This is a genomic window from Bradyrhizobium sp. USDA 4341 (genome assembly GCF_054063755.1).
On record NZ_JBSSGO010000002.1, the window covers coordinates 2674861 to 2698592 of the forward strand.

At 60.9% G+C, this 23732-nt stretch carries 22 protein-coding genes and 2 pseudogenes; 10 read left to right on the top strand and 14 right to left on the bottom strand.

Features of this window, described 5'->3' with window-relative positions:
* Positions 1 to 18: 18 nt before the first annotated feature.
* The 3 genes from ACVIGB_RS18635 (at position 19) to ACVIGB_RS18645 (ending at position 3045) form a co-directional block, all read left to right on the top strand.
* Entirely contained in the window at positions 19 to 294 is a 276-nt protein-coding gene (locus tag ACVIGB_RS18635) for a hypothetical protein (protein ID WP_456749179.1), read from the top strand.
* Positions 295 to 1051: 757 nt separating this feature from the next.
* Positions 1052 to 2350: a hypothetical protein gene (locus ACVIGB_RS18640; RefSeq protein WP_456721537.1), complete on the top strand. Its 1299-nt coding sequence runs from the start codon at positions 1052 to 1054 to the stop codon at positions 2348 to 2350.
* A 332-nt stretch (positions 2351 to 2682) separates the two neighbouring features.
* Entirely contained in the window at positions 2683 to 3045 is a 363-nt protein-coding gene (locus ACVIGB_RS18645) for a hypothetical protein (protein ID WP_456721536.1), read from the top strand.
* A gap of 406 nt (positions 3046 to 3451) precedes the next feature.
* Here ACVIGB_RS18645 and ACVIGB_RS18650 read toward each other — a convergent pair whose 3' ends face one another.
* Complete coding sequence (locus ACVIGB_RS18650) at positions 3452 to 3682, bottom strand: helix-turn-helix domain-containing protein (RefSeq protein ID WP_456749180.1); 231 nt, start codon at positions 3680 to 3682, stop codon at positions 3452 to 3454.
* A 79-nt stretch (positions 3683 to 3761) separates the two neighbouring features.
* On the opposite strand from ACVIGB_RS18650, the gene ACVIGB_RS18655 reads away from it, so the two are divergent.
* Positions 3762 to 4157 (top strand): hypothetical protein, encoded by a 396-nt coding sequence (locus ACVIGB_RS18655; RefSeq protein ID WP_456721535.1) that lies wholly within the window; start codon positions 3762 to 3764, stop codon positions 4155 to 4157.
* A 64-nt stretch (positions 4158 to 4221) separates the two neighbouring features.
* Here ACVIGB_RS18655 and ACVIGB_RS18660 read toward each other — a convergent pair whose 3' ends face one another.
* The 3 genes from ACVIGB_RS18660 to ACVIGB_RS18670 form a co-directional block, all read right to left on the bottom strand.
* Positions 4222 to 5604: a serine hydrolase domain-containing protein gene (locus ACVIGB_RS18660; RefSeq protein WP_456721534.1), complete on the bottom strand. Its 1383-nt coding sequence runs from the start codon at positions 5602 to 5604 to the stop codon at positions 4222 to 4224.
* An 876-nt stretch (positions 5605 to 6480) separates the two neighbouring features.
* Complete coding sequence (locus ACVIGB_RS18665) at positions 6481 to 6792, bottom strand: DUF736 domain-containing protein (RefSeq protein WP_456721533.1); 312 nt, start codon at positions 6790 to 6792, stop codon at positions 6481 to 6483.
* Between the two features lie 708 nt (positions 6793 to 7500).
* Complete coding sequence (locus ACVIGB_RS18670; RefSeq protein WP_456725142.1) at positions 7501 to 9513, bottom strand: chromosome partitioning protein ParB; 2013 nt, start codon at positions 9511 to 9513, stop codon at positions 7501 to 7503.
* A 955-nt stretch (positions 9514 to 10468) separates the two neighbouring features.
* On the opposite strand from ACVIGB_RS18670, the gene ACVIGB_RS18675 reads away from it, so the two are divergent.
* Positions 10469 to 10726 (top strand): hypothetical protein, encoded by a 258-nt coding sequence (locus ACVIGB_RS18675; protein WP_456721532.1) that lies wholly within the window; start codon positions 10469 to 10471, stop codon positions 10724 to 10726.
* A 14-nt stretch (positions 10727 to 10740) separates the two neighbouring features.
* Here the strand turns inward: ACVIGB_RS18675 and ACVIGB_RS18680 are convergent, their stop codons facing one another.
* Both ACVIGB_RS18680 and ku read right to left on the bottom strand, forming a co-directional pair.
* On the bottom strand, positions 10741 to 11418 hold the full coding sequence (locus ACVIGB_RS18680; RefSeq protein ID WP_456721531.1) for a hypothetical protein: 678 nt from the start codon (positions 11416 to 11418) through the stop codon (positions 10741 to 10743).
* A gap of 35 nt (positions 11419 to 11453) precedes the next feature.
* Positions 11454 to 12377, bottom strand: a complete 924-nt coding sequence (gene ku, locus ACVIGB_RS18685; RefSeq protein WP_456721530.1) for a non-homologous end joining protein Ku — start codon at positions 12375 to 12377, stop codon at positions 11454 to 11456.
* A 145-nt stretch (positions 12378 to 12522) separates the two neighbouring features.
* Here ku and ACVIGB_RS18690 point away from each other — a divergent pair, with 145 nt between their 5' ends.
* From ACVIGB_RS18690 to ACVIGB_RS18705, 4 genes and pseudogenes are all read left to right on the top strand, one after another.
* On the top strand, positions 12523 to 12918 hold the full coding sequence (locus tag ACVIGB_RS18690) for a hypothetical protein (protein ID WP_456721529.1): 396 nt from the start codon (positions 12523 to 12525) through the stop codon (positions 12916 to 12918).
* Positions 12919 to 12965: 47 nt separating this feature from the next.
* Positions 12966 to 13415 (top strand): hypothetical protein, encoded by a 450-nt coding sequence (locus ACVIGB_RS18695; protein WP_456721528.1) that lies wholly within the window; start codon positions 12966 to 12968, stop codon positions 13413 to 13415.
* A 3-nt stretch (positions 13416 to 13418) separates the two neighbouring features.
* Positions 13419 to 14144: an SOS response-associated peptidase gene (locus tag ACVIGB_RS18700; RefSeq protein WP_456721527.1), complete on the top strand. Its 726-nt coding sequence runs from the start codon at positions 13419 to 13421 to the stop codon at positions 14142 to 14144.
* 65 nt (positions 14145 to 14209) lie between these two features.
* A pseudogene (locus ACVIGB_RS18705) lies at positions 14210 to 14364 on the top strand (Y-family DNA polymerase); the annotation flags it as partial.
* Positions 14365 to 14522: 158 nt separating this feature from the next.
* On the opposite strand, the gene ACVIGB_RS18710 reads toward ACVIGB_RS18705, so the two are convergent.
* A complete protein-coding gene (locus ACVIGB_RS18710) occupies positions 14523 to 14846 on the bottom strand; it encodes a DUF736 domain-containing protein (RefSeq protein WP_456721526.1) in 324 nt (107 codons plus the stop codon).
* Between the two features lie 836 nt (positions 14847 to 15682).
* On the bottom strand, positions 15683 to 15805 hold the full coding sequence (locus ACVIGB_RS18715; protein ID WP_456721525.1) for a hypothetical protein: 123 nt from the start codon (positions 15803 to 15805) through the stop codon (positions 15683 to 15685).
* 161 nt (positions 15806 to 15966) lie between these two features.
* Between ACVIGB_RS18715 and ACVIGB_RS18720 the strand changes: the two genes are divergently transcribed.
* Positions 15967 to 17196, top strand: a complete 1230-nt coding sequence (locus ACVIGB_RS18720; protein WP_456721524.1) for a tyrosine-type recombinase/integrase — start codon at positions 15967 to 15969, stop codon at positions 17194 to 17196.
* Positions 17197 to 17360: 164 nt separating this feature from the next.
* On the opposite strand, the gene ACVIGB_RS18725 is transcribed toward ACVIGB_RS18720, so the two are convergent.
* The 6 genes and pseudogenes from ACVIGB_RS18725 to ACVIGB_RS18750 form a co-directional block, all read right to left on the bottom strand.
* Positions 17361 to 17873 (bottom strand): SRPBCC family protein, encoded by a 513-nt coding sequence (locus ACVIGB_RS18725; RefSeq protein WP_456721523.1) that lies wholly within the window; start codon positions 17871 to 17873, stop codon positions 17361 to 17363.
* Between the two features lie 8 nt (positions 17874 to 17881).
* Positions 17882 to 18718, bottom strand: coding sequence for an XdhC family protein (locus tag ACVIGB_RS18730; RefSeq protein WP_456725141.1), 837 nt, complete (start codon positions 18716 to 18718; stop codon positions 17882 to 17884).
* 1 nt (position 18719) lies between these two features.
* Positions 18720 to 19931: a vWA domain-containing protein gene (locus tag ACVIGB_RS18735; RefSeq protein WP_456749181.1), complete on the bottom strand. Its 1212-nt coding sequence runs from the start codon at positions 19929 to 19931 to the stop codon at positions 18720 to 18722.
* Positions 19928 to 20800: an AAA family ATPase gene (locus tag ACVIGB_RS18740; RefSeq protein ID WP_456721522.1), complete on the bottom strand. Its 873-nt coding sequence runs from the start codon at positions 20798 to 20800 to the stop codon at positions 19928 to 19930. The genes ACVIGB_RS18735 and ACVIGB_RS18740 overlap by 4 nt, the downstream gene beginning before the upstream one ends.
* Positions 20797 to 23224: pseudogene (locus ACVIGB_RS18745) on the bottom strand (aerobic carbon-monoxide dehydrogenase large subunit). Before ACVIGB_RS18745 ends, ACVIGB_RS18740 begins: the two are co-directional and overlap by 4 nt.
* Positions 23221 to 23721, bottom strand: coding sequence for a (2Fe-2S)-binding protein (locus tag ACVIGB_RS18750; protein WP_092124252.1), 501 nt, complete (start codon positions 23719 to 23721; stop codon positions 23221 to 23223). Before ACVIGB_RS18750 ends, ACVIGB_RS18745 begins: the two are co-directional and overlap by 4 nt.
* Positions 23722 to 23732: the final 11 nt, after the last annotated feature.

Genomic DNA, 23732 nt, shown 5'->3' on the forward strand with positions numbered 1-23732 from the left:
TTGCGTGGCGCGGCAGTCATGGATCGACCTCAAAAGGCCTTCGACCTGCTGGCCTTGGCCGCCGGGTTCGCCCAGCGGCACGGGTTGAGCCTCAACTATCCGGCTTCGGCCGAAAAATTCCTCGCCGATGCGGCGCCTCGTCTGAAGGCCGCGCTCGCCGATCCAACTCTTCTTCACAGCTCACGAACCGAACGAATGTTCGAGGCGACGCTGCTCAGCCCTGAGGTGCTTCCGCCTGTTCAAGACCGAAGATGTTGGGCGGGCTTCACGCTGAGCGGAGGTGCTATGGCGTGATTTGTGGAGCCGTCGGAGTGGACCACATTTTAGGTGATTTCAACGGTGCGGAGGTAAATGATGAGCTTGGGTGCATTTCCGGCAACTAAGTGCCTTTTGGGCAGGCTTCCCAACGATCCAACGCGATCTAGCTGCCGGCCGACCCACGGATTTCGATTCCGAGGGTCGGAAGCAAAACCAAGCACTTAGAACTAATTTCGATCCGGCAGCGTGCCGCACGTAAGATTTCCCTTAATTTCCAAAGTTTCCCAATACGCAATACGGAGGCGCGGCATACCAAAGACGGTTGCACACGCGGCTCTTATTCCGCTTTACCGGAGCGGTTCCAACATGCACCCTATGGTGGTTGGAGTGGGGTGGAACACGCCTGTGAAACGACCAAAGCAAAGAATTGGGCAATTCCCGAACAAACACAAGATCTTGGCTAGGCAGGTGCCAGATACGGAGCTTGAAACTGCCGCTGTAGGGGCCAAGTATGCTCCCAGCCCGTACCATTGCCCTGAAAACGGCCGGCTTCGCCGTCGGGTGAAGCCTGCGACCCCGTGCCCGCGGATATTTAGCCTGCCGGAGGCAGGGAGAGCCCTACGGGAGGCTATACGAGCTCGCCGCGTCTCGGAGGACTGGGTTAACGGCTTTCCAAGACGTGTCTGGCACAGGGAGGGAGATCAATGGTACGAAGCTTGTACCAATACCGGAACCGCCGGCACCTACCACGCTTACCCCGTAGAGCCGGCCGGATTGCCGGTAGGGTTGCAGCATGAGTTTTGAGATTTCCGTATCGTGGTTGCAGCCTTCCTCCGATGTCAGGATGTCGGAAACGGAGGCGACTATGTCTCGCCTCGAGATCCAGCTCGAACGCCACTTCGTGACCGAGTTCAGGGAAGACGATGGTGAGCGGTCCCGCCACCTAGAAATCCCCGCGTATTATCTTGCCGAATGGATCGCGGAAAACTGGTGGCCCCTGCTCTGGGAGCCTCGAAAGAGCGAGGACGATGAGCCGAACGTTGACTTCCTCTCGCGTCACTCGCTGCTCACAGCACAGCACGGCTTCGCGCTTCCACGGCTTCTGATCGTCCCGATGGGTCGCTCGGTGCAAATTTCTGCGGGCGCGAGAGACGTTCAGCTGGCTGACGTTCGTTTCCTGCACGGAGCACGCGAGACACTTCCGCGCGACGTTGTTGAAACAGTACTAGCAAAGTTCGTCGGCGACGTAGTTGCTCGCCTTGACGACTTCCGAATCAAAGATACCTACCTGCAAGATGCATGGCATCTGATCTCCAGTACCGACCCTGATGAAGCGGAATTCTGTAGATACGTCGGCGCCCTCGGATTGTCACCTTATGACGTTGAAGAACGCACCGCAAAGCTCATCGAACGATTGCTGCCGACCCTAGGCGACCGGCTACTGATGGACCTTTGCCTCGTTTGTACTAAGCAAACGTTTGAGGCCGTTGCGACGGTGGCGGAGCGTGCTGTAGCGCTAACAAAGGACGCCTCGATATCCACGCTATTGCCGCTAGGGACGTTTCAAGCACCTAAAGATGTCGTGGAGGCTCCGGCGTATCGTCGCGGAGTTCGTGCCGCCGAGCTACTGAGGCGGAGGTTCAACATCAAAGACACCGATCCTTCCGGCGCCAGCAAAGTTTTCGAGCTGCTCCAGGTCGATACCCGCCGCCGATCCGAAGGCATCCGGAACGACGATGAGTTGACCGTTACCGGTGCGGTCACGCGCGACGAGTGTGAGCTGAAGGTGGCGCTTCTGCAAGGGACCGAGAGCAAGAGGCGCTTTGCCGCAGCGCGCGCCATCTTCTCGGGTTGGGCAGCTGACACACAGAATGAAAGTCGGCTCCTCACGTCTGCAGTCACCCGCGACCAACAAGCCAATCGCGCGTTCGCTGCCGAACTGACGGCGCCGCGCAATCTAATCCGAGCGAAGGCCCATCGAGGTCGCCTCACGGAAAATGATGTCTACGACTTGGCCGCCGATCTAAAAATCGGGATAGACGTCGTCCAAAAGCAAGCACTGAACAACGGCATCTGGGTAGCTCCCCTCTAGATTCGCAATTCCTCTCGATATATCCGCGGCCTCGACGTCGCCCACCAAATTCCGTAACTCGCAGCAAGCACGATATCGTCGTGCCTCGCCAAGACGACTCCGCCCTTGACGAATGTTTTTGGAAATGAAGTTTCTAGCGGCTGTGCCATTACCGCCGCCAGTAATCGATTAGCCGAGCGTCACAGGATCGAGATCCCGGAGCCGCATGTGTGAACAATTCTAGGGCAGTCGACTCCCCTCGGCCGCCCTTTTCGATCCTACGCGGTGACATCCGATGGTTAGGGTTTTCGCCCGACCATTGCGGCTTCATGCCTCATCGAACAAAAGTTGCGATGACGATGGCCGCAAGCCGCCGGTATGTTGCTGGGGATGATCAGGCGCAGGCATCAGATGCTATTTCCCGGAGGAGTGTTGCTTACGTGAGTGCGAAGAGAAGCGCAAAAATCGTCGTGGTTATGGAAGGCACATATGCAGCCACTACAGAGAACGCACGGATTCCACAGCGCGAAAAGCTCGAAGAAACGATGGTAAACTTAGCGACCTTTTTGGGCGCAAAGCTTATCAAGAGGGCGACGATTCAGGATGGCTCCTACATCTACTCCGTAGATGATTATTCATATCAAAGCGCATCGAACACGATCCTGCATCTGTCCCGCAGGATAGCCCGTCAAAGGAGCGCGGATATAACGTATTAATCGAGAAGAGCTGACATGAAACTTGTTCCGCGCGCCCCAGCCCAAACCATCGGGGCAATTTGGTTTGCTCTAATGTGTCTGCTGGTGGCATTCTCACCGTTTGATCGCGCCCATACTGAGCAAAGTGCCTTGGCCTCTGGTGCGTCAGCGGTGCTTGCTTGGTTCATCATTGAAAAGCGCGGGCGCCGATAAAATTACCGCGGATCGCCCCTACGCCAATCCAGAAAAAAGGGGGCCAGCGCTGGCGTGAGTGAGGCGTTCTGGACAGGCCCCCCCTTCTACCGAACCACCCAATAAAGCTCCCGTGCTTTCGGAGGCCTACCCTGGCCCCCTTGAGAACAAACGTAGCGCGCGCGCCAACCAAGGTCCGGCAGAGGTGCACGTAACCTCGCTGCCTTTTCCGATTTCAGGATTCCACAAATAGCTTAGTGAGGGGAACGGAGAGCGCCCGCGCGATTCTCGCCATAACCAACAAACTGGGATTTCGACGGCCCCGCTCAATGCCACCGACGTACGTTAGATCTATTTGGGCCTCGAATGCGAGTTCCTCTTGCGTCATGCGCCTCGATTGCCGCAGCCGTCGCACATTTCCCCCTACGATGCTGCACCAATCCTGCATTGCAGGATCGGGCACCATGGGGCATATAGTCTCTAGGGAATATAGTCCATATTGTCTCTTTTTTGCGATATGGACAGCGCGCAACTATCGAAACGTCATGAAGCCTCAGGTGTCAGACCTAGAGCCGTTCATTGAAGCACCCGATGTGGCTTCGCTGCACGCCGGTGTGTACCGGTTTGGGTATCGATTGGACGGGGCAGTTGTTTCGGCCGTCGATCTGCCGGCAGAGACTGTCGAGAAAATCTTACTCTCGAAAACTAGGCTGTCGGTACGCATCACGCCACGTGGCGAGATTGTCCCAGAGCTATCGAATGTTCTTGGTGAAGTTGGCGACGCAACGGAGAACATCGTTTCGATTGATGAACTCGTGAGAAACACGTTGAGTGCGGAAACGCTGCGAATGGAAGAGGCAACTCCGGAGGACCTCGCACTTCTATTCAGCCGGCTCGAACGCGCGATAGCCTTGGTAAGATCTGCCATAGATCGGGCATAAAACTATTGACCCGACCTCGCCTTCAGGAAGCCTTACAGGCGATGGAACGACAACGGATCGCTGTCTAAGTTGCGTGCGAGCTCGGTTGATACCGATGTTGCACTTCAGATTTGATCGCGTGTTCAGTCACCAGGTGCTTGCTGCCGATTCTGACTGCCTCGATGTTGCCAGCAGGCCCGCGGACTAGGCGGCAGGCCTCACCGAGATCGCCAAATGCCTGCGCCGACGCAACGATCGCTCTGTCGATACCAGACGGGCTCAATTCGGTCGCATCCAGGAATGGAGACAGTTGGCCTGGCGTCGCAACCAACACCTTGTCCTTGCCGGGTACCAAATCCAACGGCCCCCACAGGGTCCACCAGCGGCCACGCCAGTGAGCGGTTTCGAGTCCGGGGACTCCGAGATCGTGGACGGTCTTTAGTATGTGGATCACGCTCTCGAACCAGACGTTCGCGAGACCGTCTATGGCGTTGGTAAGGATGCTGATCGCTATACCCTGCTCCGGCAGAACCACCGTGCGCGTCAAGGTTCCCTGGAAACCACCGGCATGACCGACCCAACTCCACGGCCCCGGCGGACCGGAAATCGTGCCTAGACCGTAGTAGCGCTCCAGCTGAGAGTGGGCATCGCGCCAATGGCGCCGGGTCATCTCGCGGCGGCTTGCCACCGTCAATATGCTCGACTGGGCGCCGGGAGAAAGCTGGCCGAAAAACCGCGCGAGGTCGCCGGCGGTCGCCGTAAAGCCTGTGGCCGAGGCCATGTCATTCGTCACGTTGTCCCCGGGAATGACGAAGCGCCGACCATAGGGTTGGCGCGTCGAGTGGCCACGGGCGAATGGACGGCAGACGGTCGGATCGAAGTCGGGTGTCGTCTCCGTCAGGCCGGCCGAGACGACGACCTGATCATAGATCCACCGACCATATGGCTCACCGGTCACCTTCTCGATGACTTTGCCTAGCAACGCGAAGCCGTGATTGGAGTATTTGAACGTGACGCCGGGCGCGAGCGGTTGTGGCGCGGAGAGATCGGCGCGAAACTCCGTCTCACTGAGGAAGGGCCGGCGGTCCGAGAACTGACCGCTGTCGGGCCCGTCGCGGGTCAGGCCCGCGGCATGCGAGAGCAGCTGCGAAATGGTGGCGTCGGAAACCTCCGGCGTAAGATCTGCCAGATACTCACCCAGGCGGTCGTCAAGCCGGATCCTATTGCGCTCGCGCAACAACATGATCCCGGCCGCCGTGAACGTCTTCGAGTGCGAGGCGACGCGGAAGCGATGACGGGGGGTAAGTGGTTCGCGGGTTGCGAGATCGGCCATGCCGCTCGCGTGTTCGAGCAGCACCTGACCTTTGTGAGCGATCGCCAGCGAAACACCGGGCTGATCGAATAGTTCCCGCTGATAGTCAATCCATGCGGGGATGTAATCGAGCGCGGAAGAGAGCCAGTCTGACATGGATGCCTAGAACCTATCGGAAGTGAAGCCTACGGGCCGTTCTACGACATATTGCAGGCTGGATCGAACGCGCGGTCAAGCGATCGATTCAAGCCCGCGTCTCATCACTCTAGTTCCCTCGGCCCTTCAAAGAGCGCCCGCACGCCAACTCCGAGAAGATTCGAGGGGTGCCATACCCTGGCGACCGATCGAACGGTCCTGAGAACAGTTGGACGTGGCGTGGAGGCGACCGTTGCGCGGCGCACTCTGTCGACATGAAGGGCCCATTCCGAGATACTCGCTTGCGCCGCGACCGGCGAGATTCCGGAATTCTCCGCACGACAAACCCTAACGGAACATGCAGACGAATTTCACGAAAAGACTGCACCACTTGAGCACGCTGTGGCGATACGTAGCGCGCGAATGGCGACAACTCTTGGATGTGCAGACAAGCACCTAGCCGGACTTCGGCGACAGTGCTTTTATCTTGCCATGCGCCCTAACCTGCTCCCTCCTCAGGCTTCGTTGGTCAGGCTTTGCTCAAATTGCCAAGTCGATCCACCCTACGTTCAGTCGGACCGACATGAATTGAGGCCTTTCACTCGACAAACGAGAGACAATTCGAGCTCTCGGAGCAAGAGTGGACACGTCATGGTGGCTCGTTAGACCAGCGAAATAGCACGCGTGGAAATCGAAAATCAGAGCTCGATCCGACGCAAAATTCCGATCACTCAGCCGAAGACACTGCCCCAAAATCGATCCGGTCGATCGCATTATTTCGAGCGGCGAAGCCCCTTTTTCTGAACGCAAGAATACCCTTCTGCCTTCCTTCAAAGCGGCGCAAGAAACGCAAAAAAGTCCCGCCTCCGAGGAGGCGGGGCCGATGATCCGTCAGGGTCAGTCGCCGTTGCGGCGGGACCAGATGAGGGTAAATCCCTCATCGCCTTCGACCTTGACCAGCGAGGCGTAGATCGGGGCCGGGAAGCTCGGATCGTCGAGCTTGACCGAGAGATATTCGCGCTCGCTGTCGCGGGCGATCTTCTTCCAGGCGGCGCCGAACTCGGTTGCGCCTGCGAAGATGCGGTAGTCGGGAGCCTTGTCGTTGTCCTTCTCGGATGCGACGAGCTTTGCCTTGATGTTGAGCGTCAGCGTCTTGATCGAGCCGGCGTAGCCGGTGTCGGAAGCGGTGAAAGTGCCGATGGTCGCCATGATAATCTCCGTCTGTTTTGCTCGGGCCGCGTCCATCGCAGCCTCGATGGCGATCCCTTGCCCGGGGAGCGATCGGCCCGCAGCCACAAGGCCCGCAGCGCCAGCGGAGGACGGCGAAAGCCTGCTTTTTTGTCTTTCGCGAGGAATGCCGCCGCTTGGCGGCAGGGGAAAAAAGCAGGCGCAGCCGTTGCGGGAAGGCGATCGAGGCCCTTGCCGCCCCTCGGGCTTGATCAGCCCAATCGAGACTGCGTTGGACGCGAGCCCATGACTGATCTGAACGAGATTTTCGTGGCGACCGCCCCCCTCGCAGCATCAGACAGCGGCTGGATCGGTCGAAGAAAAGCCAATGTCCGCGCATCAATCGCAGTGAGGACGCAGCTGGATCACCGCGAGGAACCCGGCCACATATTCGCACAGGAACCGATCGCACCACCAGAATTACCCCGGAATGGGCGCTCGATGCGCGCCGGCAAGACCAAGATCCGCACTTCCCGGCCCGATCTACGCCTCGTCGGTAAAGGTCGAAGGAGCCGGGATACAGCCACCACGGCTGCAGCAATCGGCGGTGATCGGGAATCGTGCCCGATCGAAGGAAGGGCTTGCGTGGAAAATCGCCGCTTTGCATCCAAGGAATCGGCCGCGCACCGTCAGGTGCGCGGCCGCAAATTTGGACTTTGCTGGGCCACGCACGTGGCCCCAGCTCTGGTTTTACTCCGCAGCTTCCGCTTGGGATACACCGCCTTGCGCCTCGCTTTGCATTGCGGATTGCCCCTGCGGCGCGGTCGTCCGCAGCAGCGACGGCAGCCAGTCAGTTGCGGCCAACAGCTGCTCCGCGGCCTGCGCCATGTCGGCCTTCTTCATGTCCGACATACGCTCGGCCGCCTCCTCGCTGACGGCTTCGCGGACGGCCTCCAGAATACCCGCCTTGGTGACGCGGCCGAGATAACTGCGCACCGTCGGGCGCCAGTAGGAGGTCATGTCGAGGGCCACGGCCTCGGTCAAACGGCGGGCCGCTGCCAGAGCACGCGGCCTCCGGTCAAATGGCAATTTGACCGCATTGACCGTCAGGGAGACGCAATGCGCGAACAACGCCATGCGGCTGTCGTGGTCGAGTTCGGTCACGAAATCCCACAGTCCGGCAACGTCTTTGGGCATCTGCCGTGCCCAATTGGCATGGCGATCCGACCACGCCTTGCCTGCCGGCGTGTCTTCGATCCCGTCCGCGTGTACAGCGAGATCGGTCTTCACCGGCTGGATGGCGACCACATGGGCATTGGCCCCGAAATAGAACATTTGCGCGACGAGCGCATGGGTGACCGCCACGATGGCGACGTCAGGCTGCTCACTCAAATTGAGGCGCAGCCCCAAGGTGCGGTGCGCGGTAAGGTCGCGAACAAGAGCATCGGACAGCGGCTGGTCCTCGTCCTCCTCGTCGCTCGCACCCTCGTCGTCTTCGCCATCCGGCGCGGCTTCCTCGCCTCCCCGGTCGTCCTCATCCCGCGCCTCGGCATCGCTTTCCGGCCCGGTTTCGGCCTCGGGTTTCTCGTCTTGCGGACGAATAAAGCCGCGCTCGATCCGGACCGTGCCGTCGTGATTGAGGACCACGAACGCGCCGCCGCGCGCGACGTCGTCGGGATCGTAGGCCTGCCGTTTTGCTTCCAGCCGCTCGATTTCGGCTTCCAGTTCGCCAAACCGCGCGTCCACCTCGTCAGGCAGCTCCTCGGCCGTCTGATGTTGTTCGGTCAGCCGGTCGAACTCGGTTTGGGCGGCTTGAAGGGCGGTCTCATCCTCCGCCGAAAGCTCGACCGGATGCGGGTAGGCGCGCCGCATGCCGTGGGCATGCGGGAAGTCGAGATGGGCTTCCGTCCACCTCCATCCCTCCGCCGCCCGCAAGGCATCCGCCTCGCGGCCAAGCCTTGCCGTCACCAGCAGATCAAGCAGTGAAACGTCTTCCAGATAGCCGCCGCGATCCTCGGTGAAGAGGTCGCGCAGCACCGTGCCGCCCGCTTCCGTATAGGCCTCGAGCCCGACAAAACGCGCGCGGCGATCCGTGGCCGCGACATGGGCTTCGGTGAGCAGGCGACGGATCGTAGAGGCATCCCGGTCATAAGACAGCCGATCATAGACCGCTGCCTGCCGGGCATGATCGTCGACGATGGCAAAGGCCATCAGCTGCTCGAGGGTCAGATCGCCCTCGCGATAGAGCTGCACCAGTTTGGGCGAAACCGCCCCCAACCGCAGGCGCTGCCGCACGACATGCGCCGTCACGCCAAAGCGGGCTGCGATCTCTTCCACGCCGAGCCCGCGTTCTTCCGCCAGATTCCTGAACGCCTCGAACTGGTCGGCGGGATGCATGTTCTCGCGGGTGACGTTCTCGTCCAGGCTGATTTCGTGCGGATCGTTCGCGGTATCGACGATGCAGCGGATCGGCTCCGTCTTCCTGATCTCCTTCCGCTTGACCCGGAGGAGCTGAGCAAGCCGCCTGCCCTCCCCGATGGTCACGAGATAGAACCCGGTAGCCGCTCCCTCTCCATCGAACTCCGGCTCAACCACCAGATTCTGAAGGATGCCCTTGGCGGCGATACTCGCCGCATAGCCTTCAATCGCTGTCTCGCTGTGCGGCATTTTGCGCGCATTGTTCGGCGACTTCTTGAGCTTGTTGAGCGGAATGAAAATCTCCGTTCCGCTCGCGGAGATGATTTCAACTGATTTTGCCGACATGATCATTCTTCCTTTTGCTTCCATGGGTGCAGGGCGCACTCCGCGCCTGCGCCCCTGCCCGTCGGCGAGACCGGGGGTAGCAAGTGCCAGGGCGACCCGAGCGGAGGGGGTTCACCCGCCCGATAAGGGCCGCTTCGCGAGAAGCGGGTCTGCACAAGCGCGCGCATTGTCGTCCAAAGTCGGCGGAGTGAGAAAAGCGCGGAAGACCGGGGAGACCGCTCGGGGCGGCGCCGGCGCCAGACGGCGCTTCACCCTGGTGCGCGCGAGGGGCGGAGCCCCTGAGATCTCAACCATGAGAGTGGCGAGCAGCTCGAGAGAGAAGACGCCCAAGGCAAGAGTGAGAAAATCAGGAAGGCAGCCGCCGACAGGGCAGTGATAGCGACGCGGGCATGCAATGACCGCGGGCACCGAGGCGACTGCAGTCGCGAGACCGGTTAACAAGGCGCCCGAACGCGGGACAGTGATAGCGACGCCGGCATGCAATGACGGCGGGGCCCGCGGGCGAGTGCCTCCGGCGAGCGACACATTATATATTGCGATATATCGCGCACGTGATCGTCATGTGTTTCCGCGAGGGATCGAAGCCGGATGGCCGAGACGCCACGCGGCTCGGTTCACAAGAGCCCGGTGCGGCCATCGCCGCACGCGCCTGGACAAAGGCACCATGACCAAGTTTGACGAATCTGGATCTCGTTGCGAGCCATTGTCGTCGCGTCACTGATTTGCGCCTTGGAAAGGAATCTCTTCAACTCTTTCTCACCTGGCCTGGTGCTTTCCCGGTTCGCAGCGTCGGTCTTCGGTCGTTATCGACTGCAGACGCGCAAGACTGAAGCGAACGGAGCGCCACTGCTCATCGGACTTCAATCCTCGAGCTCGCGTCGTCGCGAATCCCAGCCATGTGATAGGAAGGGAACGAATGGCGGACACAGCGATTCGTCTGTCAGGAGCGGTTTCAATGTTGATGACGAGCGAACGAAGGCCGGCGATACCGACGTTGCGCGGATGGGCGATCCACGTGCTCCACGAAGCGGGCGCCATCCGCGAGTGCGAGGAGCACGGCTGGATGCAGGATCGCGCCGATCCGCATGCGCGGGATCGCGCCATCGATTTCGCCCGTAAAGATCCACCAGCGGGCATCTCCGCTGACGAAGCGGTGGCAGAGGTTCGCGACGTGCTGGACTCGATCGGCGATAGCTGCCCGGAATGCCCCTGATCGGGAAGCGATGGCTATTTGAGCGTACGAGACATCTGTCTTATGGCCGCGTTCTCGAAATGGACGACCCCGGTTTGGGTCGACCCACCGACGAACTCAGCGACAAAGGCGCGAGCGATATCGTCCTGCTCGATCGCGCCAAACCTCCCCGGAATCAAACGGCCGAGCCAGGCGACATAGCTCGGCGTGTGCGCATTGCCCGCGATGATTCCCGGGCGAAAGATCGCAAGACGTTGAAAGCCTACCGCTTGAACCGTCTCTTCCTTGAGCCCCATGACCCGCACGCAGCGAATCCTGCTTTTCGAGGTGCTTCCCACGGCCGAGAGCAGAGCAAACCGCGTGATACCTCCGGCCCGGCAACCGCGGGCAAAGCCACCGACCACCCCGATCTCAAGCGCCTTTAGCTCCTCCTCGCTCCATTTCAGGCTACCTTGACCGACACCAACACAGCATGCGCCAAAGACGGGATCGCCCTGCGCAATCATGCTCTGGACAAGCTTGGTCACATCTGACGGAAACTCGGCAGCTGCCGTATCCAGCACCACCTGCCGCACACGGGGATCAGCGCTCACAGAGATCGCCCGTCGATTGACCATCACGACTTCAGCGCAGGACGGCTCCGCAGCCAGGGCTCGCACCACCGCAGCGCCCACCTGCCCCGTGCCGCCGATGATCAGGACACGAAATGCCATGCCGTACCTATATCAGCAAAATTCGGCAGGACGGCCTACGCTGATTTCCGCTGCGGCCTTGCCGCCGGCTTCTTTGCCGCAGCTTCCTTCGCCGGTTTCTTGCCGGTGATCGGCATCAGCATTTCCTTCTGACCGCTTGCGACCTTGCGTGGCTTCTTGGCCGGTTTGGAGTTTTTTGCTGCTTTCTCCCCGCCAATGCTCTTGCGCAGCGCGTCCATCAGATCGACGACGTTCTCGCCGCGCGGCCGCTCCTTCGCGGTGATCGGTTTGCCGGCCCGCTTCTTGTTGATGAGGTCGATGAGGGCGGTTTCGTACTGATCCTCGAACTTCTCAGGCTCGAAGCGACCCGACTTTTGATTGACGATGTGCTTGGCGAGATCGAGCATGTCCTTGGTGACTTTGACATCCTGGATTTCGTCGAAATATTCGGCCGCGGATCGCACCTCATAGGGATAGCGCAGCAGCGTTCCCATCAGGCCCTTGTCCATGGGCTCGAGGGCGATGATGTGCTCACGGTTGGTCAGTACCACGCGTCCGATAGCGACCTTGTTCATCTCGCGGATGGTTTCTCGGATCACGGCAAACGCATCGTGCCCAACCTTGCCATCAGGACACAGGTAGTAGGGCCGGATCAGATATCGCGGATCGATCTCGCTGCGGTCGACGAACTCGTCGATCTCGATGGTTCGCGTCGATTCCAGCGCGACGTTCTCAAGCTCCTCCTTCGTCACCTCGATGAAGGTGTCGGTGTCGACCTTGTAGCCCTTGACGATGTCTTCGTTGGCGACTTCCTCGCCGGTGTCGGCGTCGACCTTGGCATATTTGATCCGGTGGCCTGTTTTCCGGTTGAGCTGGTTGAACGAGACCTTTTCGGATTCCGACGTGGCCGGATAGAGCGCTACCGGACAGGTGACGAGGGAAAGACGCAGGAAGCCTTTCCAGTTAGCGCGGGGGGCCATGGTGGTGGGAACTCCGATACTGATACCGGATTCAAGACGATCCGCAGGCCTTGGTTCCGACATCCTGACGTCCCCAACGGGACGATTTTTCTCCGCGACCGCCTGAGCGGACTCGACTTTTGTTCTTGTTATGTTCTAATTCGGCATGACCGACCGACCCGCGAGCTGGCGCATGCCGACCCCGAAGCAGATGGAAAAACTGGCCGCCGAGGCCGCCCGCAGGCCGGCTATTCCCGCCTCGGCTCCAGAAGCACCCCTCCCGGCCGAGTACTGGGAATCGGTCCTCAAGGATCCTCGTGCCGATACGACCGATGCCCAGATGCGGCAACGACGTCTCTCCGACGTTCGGCGCCACGTCCTCCGCATCTCCTGCCACCGCTGCGAGCGGATCGTCGAAATCCAGACCGCCGATGCAGTCCGGTTGTATGGCCGCAACGCGATCTGGAAGGATGTCGCGCACCGGCTGCTCGACAACACCTGCCAGCAACGAACCGGCAGGCATGAGGAAGACGGGTGCTGGCCGGCATTCGAAACGCCGTAGCCCCGCTCCAGGTCGCCGATCTGATCTCTTTGCACCGGGATGTCTGGATGGCCCCGAAGTATCACCCTACGCCCCTGTCGGGCGGCGACCGCAGGGCTCTGAACAAAGAGCTTGGCAAGGCGCGAGCAATGGCCATCATACTGGCCACCCGATCGGCAGAAATGCGGGCGAAGGGGAAAGCACTCATCCAGCAGGCGGACAAGCTGCTATGCGAGAGTTGGAACGAACGCATGTGGTCCGACGGAGAGCCGATCGATCCGTCTCCAACGATCGACCAGGCCGTGAATGGCGGCTTTCCTTGGCTCGAAATCAGATGCGAACGCTGCAAGACGCCAAGTGACGCCGACCTCGCGGCAATGAAGCATCCGCCGACCACCTTCGTGCATGATCTTGCAAGCCGGCTGCGCTGCCGCAAATGTGCCAGGGTGGGCCGGCGTCCCTCCGCAACTCTGGTACAACTGGCTACGCAACCGCACCACCCGCGGACCGAAGCCTGACCGATGTGCAATCTCTACTCGATCACGACCAACCAGGCCGCCATCAGCGCGCTGTTTCGCGTCGTGAACCGATATGTTGGTAATCTGGCGCCGATGCCCGGGGTTTTTCCCGATTACAAGGCGCCGATCGTGCGCAATGGAGCCGATGGCCGCGAACTCATGATGGCGCGGTGGGGAATGCCGTCATCGCAGCACGCCCTGATGGAAGCAACCAAGAAGCGTGTGGTAAAGCTCGAAGCGAAGGGTAAGGCGGTTGATTTCAAGGAGCTGCTTCGAATGGAGCCGGACGGCGGCACGACCAACATCCGCAACGTGAAGAGCAAGCATTGGACGAGATGGCTAGGAACCGAAAACCGCTGCGTGGTACCCTTCAACTCCTTCAGCGAGTTCAACAAGGCCGAGGGTGGCGATATCTGGTTCGCGCTCGATGAGACTCGTCCGCTCGCCTGCTTCGCCGGTATCTGGACCAATTGGACGTCCGTTCGGAAAGTCAAGGAAGGCGAGACGACCAACGACCTCTACGCGTTCCTCACGACGGAGCCCAATGCAGAGGTCAGCGCCATTCACCCGAAAGCGATGCCGGCGATCCTCACATCGCCGGACGAGGTAGAGGCCTGGATGACAGCACCTCCGGACGAGGCACTGAAGTTGCAGCGGCCGCTTGCCGACGGAGTCCTCCAAATCGTCGCCCGCGGCGTCAAGGAAGATACAGCCGGGCTAGGGACGTGACCATCGAGAACGATGACGACCAGGCAACTGCGCCGGTCCGGCAGCGCAAGATCATCCATATCGACATGGACGCCCTTTATGCGTCCGTTGAACAACGGGACAATCCAGACCTCCGTGGCAAGCCGGTCGCCCTTGGATCGTCCCGCAAAACGCGGCGTCGTAGCGACGGCCAACTATGAGGCCAAGAAGTTCGCGGGTGAGTTCGGCCATGCCGTCAGTCATGGTGGACAAGAATGGGAAAACTCCTCCAAAGCACCCGCGCGGAACGCGCGATCGAGCAGAAAATTTCGTTCGGTCCACGGGCACGTCAGTCGATCGCTGTCCTCCAGGAGACAAGAAAGGGCTCCCGCGTGGAGCGCGGGAGCCGAAAATCTTGAGCTAGTCTCCAGGGTTCCAGATCAGGAAGAAGCCGTTGTCATCGCCCAAGCCGACGGCTCGGCCAAGGTTAGCGTAGAGCTTGCGGGACCCAAGTTCAGGTGCCGCAAGTGACAGGCTGACGTAATCCTTGCCGCTGCTCTCGCCGCGCCGGACCCAGCCGGCTCCGATCTCGACTCCCTGCGCGATGATGCGGAAATCCGGCTGAGCCCCAGTCGACTTACCGCTGTTGGGGACAATGTCGATGTGGGCACGGATCGACAAGGTCTTGAGCTCACCCCTGAAGCCGCCATTGTCCGTACGGGTGACGAATCCGATCGCAGTCATGGTCTGTCTCCTTGTTCCGCAGGGCCGATCCCCTGCGATGGCGAGACCGTCATGGGGAGCGAAACGCCACCGAACCCGTCAGGGGCGAAGCGCAGCGGCGCACCCGAGCTCGCGCTTTTTTTGCAGCGAAGCGGCCGCGAGGAGCCGGTTTGCCGGCGGGGAAAAAAGGAGCTGGCGAGGGTTTCAGATGGCGGGGCGCTTCCCATAGGTCGTCACGTCCATAAGCAGGGAATCGTCCACGGAGGCAGCCACGGGACAGACATTGACCGCATCGGGAGACCCCGCACCGAGGCATCCCACGCGGCTCGTCGAGGCCAATCCACCACCTGTCAAATCTACCAGTATCGGCAAGACATCCGGCCCAATAGAATCCCGCGAGCTATGTCCAGCAACCGACGAATATCGCTGCACGGGACTGGTGAGGTCTGTTGGCTGGCGCATGGTTCGCAGTCAGCGGCCAATCGATGGCCCACGTATTTCGTCTGCGCGAGCGACGGCTGCGGGCATTGGTCAATGACAAATTCACTTGGACCGCAACACGTGAATGAGGCATATCGCAAAAGTGATCGATATCCGTACCTAGGATGATGTTGGCGCGACCGTCCCTCGCATTCTCCGTGCCCGCCCATGCCGGCTCAAGCTGCTGCTTGTCGCAATTGAGTTGTCACCCACGGGTTGGTTGTATGTGCCAATGGGCACTGACGATCTCGATACGTCCAGCACACCTGGAACGATCCTTCAAAATGGTCGCTTTAAGTGGAGTGCTATCCTCGATCGGCGCTGCCACATATTCCCAACTTCTGTCGCCGCTCGAGACCTCAAGACAAACACACAATTCAGACGGTTAGAAAGGCAACGGTTTCGATCACATAGAACTCGGTCATCATTGGTGCTTCGCAGATCGCGATGTCGCTAAAATGATCGATCTGCCAAAGCGCCGGGAACGCATAGGCCTGCACGACCCACTCCGTCTTTCTGTGGCAGCGGCCGTGGCATTTCCCGATGGTTCGATGACAGCTTCCGGATTGCGCAGAGAAAACGCGCGCGGAAGGCTCATCATCGAGCGTATTGCCGGCAAGGACTATACGACACTCTTTCATATAGAGAGAATGAGGGAATTATGCCGCGTCGAAGCAAGGGGGCCAGGCTCCAACTCAAAGCCGCTCGACGGGACAAGGCTGACAGGATCACTCACAGAGCAACGTGGATCATCCGAGACAGCGGCAGGGATATCAGCACAGGCTGCGCTGCAGATGAAATTACGGCCGCCGAGCAAGCGCTGAAAGACTACATTGCGTCGAAATACACCCCCAAACGCAAGGCCCAGGACATTGAATCGATTCCGATCGGGGATGTGCTGTCCATCTACCTCGACGCGGAACTCGCCAAGCTCCGCGATCGATTCAAGGTCACTGAAGACGATGAAGAGACAATTCCAGGCATACGCAAATTCAAGAACCGGATCGGGCGGCTGAACGACTGGTGGGGCGCGACAATGCTTGCCGATGTTGACGGCGAGCAGTGCCGCAAATACGCGAAAGAACGCGGCAACAAAGGCGGCTCAAGACGTGACCTCGAAGATCTGCGCGCAGCCATCAATCACCACGCAGGCGAAGGCTATCATCGGGGAATCGTCAAGATCACACTGCCCGCAAAGGGCGAACCTCGCGACAAATGGCTCACAAGATCCGATGCCGCGAAGCTGATCTGGGCCTGTTGCCGCTATCGAGAGATACAGAAGATGTCACGCGGCCCGCGGAAGGGAGAAAAGGAAGCGACGGGGAAGCGGCCCTTGCGGCATCTGGCACGATTCATCCTGATCGGCATTTACAGCGGCTCCCGAGCTGGTGCGATCGCGGCGGCCTCACCGATCCCGGCTGTCGGTCGCGCGTTTGTCGATCTGGATCGCGGCATTTATTATCGACGACGACAAGGCGACGCGAGGACGAACAAGCGGCAACCACCGGTCCCGATCCCACCGCGCCTGCTCACGCACCTTCGCCGTTGGCACCGAACCGACGCCCATGCCAAGCATTTCGTCGAATTCAATGGAAGGCCTGTAACCTCTGTAAAGACGGCCTTCAAGAGCGCAGTGCGACTGGCTGGCCTGGGCACAGGCATCTCGCCTCATACACTCCGGCACACGGCAGCGACCTGGTTGATGCAGCGCGGCGCGGACCCGTGGCAGGCGGCCGGCTATTTGGGAATGTCGCTGGAAGTTCTACTCAACACCTACGGCCATCATCACCCTGATTATCTTTCTGATGCGGTCGGGAAAATAGGCAAGCGCGAAATGAGAGCCGAGCGTAACGGGGGAATTCCAGACAAAGTGCTCCCACTACAGCGGTAGACAATACGCTCCTCCAACCTTTGTGGGGGCTCGAAATTGGGAGGCCACCACATCACGAAACCCACTATTTGAGACCCTGTTTTCTTACCGGGGAGCAGCCCAGCTTGGAACGCCGGGCCTCGATAGTTCGCCGAAAGCAGCCGTTCGCGCGCGGGTGCGGAAGCTCAACGCACATTCTCGGTGGAAACATCGTCGTTGCCGCTGAAACCCTCCAAGGCTCCGGGCTCGTCCGCTCGGCCACCAACAATCTCACTGAAGGACTTGAAAAACTCGTTAGCAAGTTTTTTCGCGGTCGAGTCGATCAACCGGCCGCCGAGCTGCGCGAGCTTGCCGCCGATCTGTGTATCAACAGCGTAAGTGAGAACAGTCGCAGCAGAACTTTCCGACGAAAGCGTAATGGTCGCGCCACCCTTGGCGAAACCGGCGATGCCGCCGGCGCCCTCGCCTGAAATGCGATAACTGTTGGGCGGATCGAGATCGGATAGCGTGACCTTGCCGCTGAACGTCGCCTTCACCGGCCCGACCTTGAGCACGACGGTGGCGGTCATTTCATTGGGCGAGGTCATCTTGAGCGAATGACAGCCGGGAATGCACCGCTTGAGGGTGTCGGGATCGTTGAGCGCAGTCCACACCTTTTCTCTTGTGGCCGGAATCCGTTGACTGTCGTTCATCTGCATATTGGCACTCAGCTCCTTGCAACAGGGTTGACAGAACGCTGACCACGGCGGCGTTCGACGGTGATTTCAGCGAGGATCGACATCGCGATCTCCTCCGGCGTGATGGCACCGAGATCGAGCCCGGCCGGCGCCTTGATGCGATTAATCGCGGCTGGCTCGAGGCCCGCGGCGACCAGCTTGTCGTGGAGCGCCGCCATCTTGCGCTTGCTGCCGACAAAGGCGTGATAGGCCGCATCGATTGCCAGCGCCTGCTTCAGCGCGGCTTCATCGCCCTTACCTTGCGTCGACACCACGACGAAACGACGAGCGTCGTTGAGAGCGCCGGGTTCAAAACCGTCAACAACGACATGCGCATCGGGTGCGGCGACGAGATCGGACGCCGGTGCAGCGAGCGTGACGTGATAGCCGAGCTGGCGCGCCTGTCCGGCCAGCGACACGGCGACCGGGCTCGCGCCGAGAATCACCAGCGAAGGATGCGGCAAAACCGGCTCCACGAAAATATCCATCGTGCCCTTGCTGGGGCACATGTTGGAGGCGAATCTCACACCGTCCTTGCTCTCGCCGGGCTTGACGCCGAGCTCCGCGAGCAGGTTTTCCGGCTGCACCGACACCATGCGCGGCTCGCCGTCGGCAAGCGCCTCGCGCGCAGCTTTCAGCACCGCGCCCCTGGCGCAACCACCGCCGATCCATCCAGCGACGATGCTGCCGTCAGGGCGGATGATCGCCTTCGCGCCGGCTTTCGCCGCCGTCACCGACACCGTGCGCACCACGGTCGCCAGCACGAAGGCCTGCTCGGCGGCCTTCATCTGCGCGACCAGATCCATCACCTCGACATGCACGCCCATCTCAAAGCCTCGCAAGATAAGGTTCCAGTGCGGTCAGGCTCGCAAGCGTATTGGCCGACGCGTAGAAATCGACATGCGGCAGCGCCGCCTTGATGCCGCGCGCCTCCGGCGTATAGCCCTGCCATCCCATCATCGGGTTGAGCCAAACGATGCGGCGGCAGCGTCGGCCAAGCGCGGCCATCTCGCGACCGAGCAGCGCGGCATCGCCGGTCTCATAGCCATCGGACACGATCATTACACAGGTGCGCGAATGGATCACGCGCGCCGCATGCCAGCGGTTGAAGGTCTGCAGGCTCTCACCGATCCTGGTGCCGCCGCCGGCGCCTTGCGCCATGATCGAGAGCCGGTCGAGCGCGCGGCCCGCGTCCCTCTCCTTCATCGCATCGGACACATGGGCCAAGCGCGTATGGAAGAGGAAGGCCTCGGCCTCGCGAAACTCATCGAGCACGCCATGGACAAAGCGCAGAAACACGCCGGTGTACATGCTCATCGAGCCGGAAGCGTCGAGTAGTACCACCAGGCGCAACTGCTTCGGCTTGCGCTGCCGCTTCACCAGATTGATCGGCACGCCGCCATGGCTGATATTGCTGTGAATGGTGCGGCGCAGATCGAGCCGATAGCCGCGCCGCCGCGCCAGATCGCGCCGCGTCAGCCGCGTCCGCATCGCGCGCGCCAATTGTGCCGCTGCCAGATGCGCCTGCGCCACCTGCTCGGAATCGGTCATGTTTCGGAAATCGACCTCGGCGAGGTTGGCCGCGCGCGAGGCGCCTTCCATGCGTCCCTCACCCGAACGGTCATTGTCGGCGCCGTCGATCGATGGGGCTTGATCGGTCGCCGCATCGCCACCTTCGCGCGGCTGAGCGGGCTGGCCCGGCAGGCTCTTCAATGACGGGTTGTTCGCGGCCTTCGCAGCGCCAATGGTGATCGAGCGCGACCGCAGCCGCTTGCCGAGCCAGAACGCATCGAAGATGCCGTCGAACTTGTCCCAATCGGACTTCCGCGCCGAGAACAGATGCTTGAGCGCCGAGCGCAGCAGGCCCGGCCGCGCCGCATAGCCGGCGCCCATCAGTCTGGCGGCATCCCGGCTTTCCGCAAGACCGATCGCAAAGCCGCTGTCGCGCAAGGTCCGCAGGAACGCTGCGAGTTTGCCCGAGACGAGGCGAGAGACCTCGTTGATGTCTTCGAAATCAGGAGATGCGCCACAGCAGCTCATGCGACCTCCCCCAGCAGGCGTTCACTGACCTCGCGCGTCAACCGCGCCTTGTCTTCCTGCGTCTTGAGCAGGCACATCAACGTCTCGTGCACGGTTTCGGGTGCATCGTGCAGATCCCTCACATCGAGCCCGACCAGCGCCGCCGCCCAATCGAGCGTCTCTGCGACGCCCGGTACCTTGCGCAGTTCTTCCTTACGGATGCCATCGACCATGCGCGCGATCTGCAGCGCCAGCGAGGCACCGGTACCCTCGATACGGGTCATGATGATGCGCGCCTCGCGCTCGACATCGGGATAGTCGACATAGTGGTAGAGGCAGCGTCGGCGCAACGCATCGGAGAGTTCGCGGGTACCATTCGACGTCAGCACGACATGCGGGATCGAGCTTGCTTTGATCGTTCCGAGCTCGGGGATCGAGACCTGGAAGTCCGACAGCAGCTCGAGCAGGAATGCCTCAAATTCGTCGTCCGCGCGGTCGATCTCGTCGATCAGCAGCACCGGCGGCTTGTCACGGCGGATCGCGGCCAGCAACGGCCGCTCCAGCAGGTATTTTTCCGAGAAGATCTGGTCCTCGACGGCATCGGCATCAACGCCGCGATGGGCCTGGATCGACAACAACTGGCGCTGGTAGTTCCACTCGTAGAGCGCTGCCGACTGGTCCAACCCCTCGTAGCATTGCAGCCGGATCAGTTCGGTCGCGTGAACGGCGGCGAGTGCCTTTGCCACTTCGGTCTTGCCGACTCCCGCTTCGCCTTCCAGCAGCAGCGGGCGTCGAAGCAATTGCATCAGCGAGATCGCGGTCGCGAGCTCGGTGTCGGCAATATAGCCGGCGCTGCCCAGCGCTTGCGCGATCTCGTCCCGGGTCCTCATGCGGCTGCGAACACGCCGAGGTTCTTCGCCGCCATCCAATTCCGCCAAAAATCATGCGGCATCTGGATGTGGGTCGAACCAAGGAAAGAGAACGCGTCGTTGACCGCATTGGAGAAGGCCGGCACACCGCCGACATTCGGGCTCTCGCCGACACCCTTGGCGCCAATCGGATGGTGTGGCGACGGCGTGACGGTAAAATCGGTCTCCCAATGAGGAGTCTCGACCGCGGTCGGCATGAAGAAGTCCATGAACGAGCCCGTGACCACGTTGCCCTCGGCGTCGTAGCGGATCTCCTGCCCCATCGCGATCGCGAAGGCTTCGGTGAGGCCGCCATGGACCTGCCCCTCGATGATCATCGGGTTGATCCGAGTGCCACAATCGTCGAGCGCATAGAAGCGCTTGACCTTGTAGACGCCGGTGTCGACATCGATGGTCATCACGCAGATATAGGCGCCGAACGGATAGGTCATGTTCGGCGGATCGTAATAACTCACCGCCTCGAGGCCCGGCTCCATGCCCGGCGGCACCGAATTATACGCCGCCCAGCAGATATCCTTCATCGACATGACCTTCTCCGGCAGGCCCTTGACGCGGAAGCCGTCGATGTCCCACTCGAGATCGTCCTCGTGAACCTCGAGCTTGTAGGCCGCGATCATCTGCGCTTTGGCCTTGATTTTCCGCGCCGCCATCGCAATCGCGGCGCCGGCGACCGGCGTCGAGCGTGAGCCATAGGTGCCAAGCCCATAGGGTGCGGTATCGGTGTTGCCCTCCTCGACCATGATGTTGTCGGCGGGAATGCCGATCTCGGTGGCGATGATCTGCGCCCAGGTGGTCTCGTGGCCCTGGCCCTGGCTCTTTGAGCCGACCCGCGCGATGCCTGCTCCGGTCGGATGCATGCGGATTTCGCAGGAGTCGAACATCGCGATGCCGAGGATGTCGCAGTTTTTCGATGGGCCGGCGCCGACGATCTCGGTGAAAAAGGAGACGCCAAGACCCATGATCTCGCGGGTCTCGCCGCGCTTGAAAGCCGCGCGCTGCTCCACCTGCTGTTTGCGCAGACCAGCATAATCAACCGACTCCATCATCTTGCGCATCGCGGTGTGGTAGTCGCCAGAGTCATATTCCCAACCCAGTGCCGAGTGATAGGGGAACTGCTCCGGCTTGACGAAATTTTTCAACCGCAGCTCGGCCGGGTCCATTCCCAGCTTCTGCGCGAGAATATCCATCCCGCGTTCGATGCAGTACGCCGCCTCGGTAACGCGGAACGAGCAACGGTAGGCGACGCCGCCGGGCGCCTTGTTGGTGTAGATGCCGTCAACCGAAAGATGCGCAGTTGGGAAGTCATAGGAACCGGTGACGATGTTGAAGAAGCCGGCCGGCCATTTCGACGGATCGGCGCAGGCGTCGAACGCGCCGTGGTCGGCGAGCACATGGACGCGCAGCCCTGTGACCTTGCCTTCCTTGGTTGCGGCGATTTCCGTGGTCATGTGATAGTCGCGCGCGAACGAGGTCGCGGTCAGGTTCTCGATGCGGTCCTCGACCCATTTCACCGGCTTTCCAGTGACAATGGAGGCCACCGCCGCGCAGATATAGCCGGGATAGGCCCCGACCTTGTTGCCGAAGCCGCCGCCGATGTCGGGCGCTATCACATGGATCTTCTGTTCGGGAATCTTTGCAATCAGCGCCACCACGGTGCGGATCACGTGTGGCGCCTGGAAGGTGCCCCAGATCGTCAGTTCGCCCTTGATCTTGTCGAAAGAGCACACGCACTGACAGGTCTCGAGCGGTGACGGGTGGGTGCGATGATAGGAAATCATCTCCTTGATCGTCACTTCAGCCTTCTTGAAAGCTGCGTCCGTCAGATCCTTATCACCGACGGTCCACTCGAAGATGTGGTTGTGGTGCTTGCGCGGGCCATGGGCGCCGGTGGTCTTGCCGGCGAGATCATCGCGCAGGACCGGCGCATCTGCATCCATCGCCTTGAACGGATCGATCAGCGGCGGCAGCGGCTCGTACTCGACCTTGACCTTGTTGATGCCGTCATCAGCCGCGTAGCGGTCGGTCGCCACGACAAAGGCGACCTCCTGGTTCTGGAACAGCGCCTTGCCGTCGGCAAGCACCATCTGGACGTCGCCGGCGAGCGTCGGCATCCAGGCGAGGTTGACCGTCTTCAGCGTCTCGGCGGTGATGACCGCGAGCACGCCAGGGACTTTCAGTGCCTCGCTGTCGTCAATCGACTTGACGCGCGCATGGGCGTGCGGCGAGCGCACGAAGTCGCCATGCAACATGCCGGGCAGCTTGACGTCGTCGACGTAGTTGCCTCTTCCTTGGGTGAAAGCGGATGTCCTCGACCCGCTTGCGCTTGCAGCCCATGCCTTCGAGGGCGACGGTGCGTTGTTCCCGCGTGGGAGTCAGGTCGTTCATTCCGCGGCCTCCTGGAACTCAACGCCGTTAATCTTGGCGGCGGCGTATTGAATGGCTTTGACGATGTTCTGGTAACCGGTGCATCGGCAGATATTGCCGGAGATGCCCATCCGGATTTCGTCTTCGGTCGGCGACGGATTCTCCTGGAGCAGCCGCTGTGCGCGGACGATCATGCCCGGCGTGCAGAAGCCGCATTGCAGGCCGTGCATCATGCGGAAGCCTTCCTGCAGTGCCGACAGCGAACCATCGGCATTGGCCACGCCCTCGATGGTGGTAATATCGCAGCCGTTGGCCTGGACCGCGAACATGGTGCAAGATTTCACCGACATGCCGTCGATATCGACGGTGCAGGCGCCGCAATGCGTGGTCTCGCAGCCAATATGGGTGCCGGTGAGCTGCAGGTTCTCGCGGATGAAATGCACCAGCAGAGTTCGCGGCTCGACGAGGCCTTCGACCTCGACACCGTTCATCTTCATCGTGATGTGGGTCTTTGCCATCTGATCGCTCC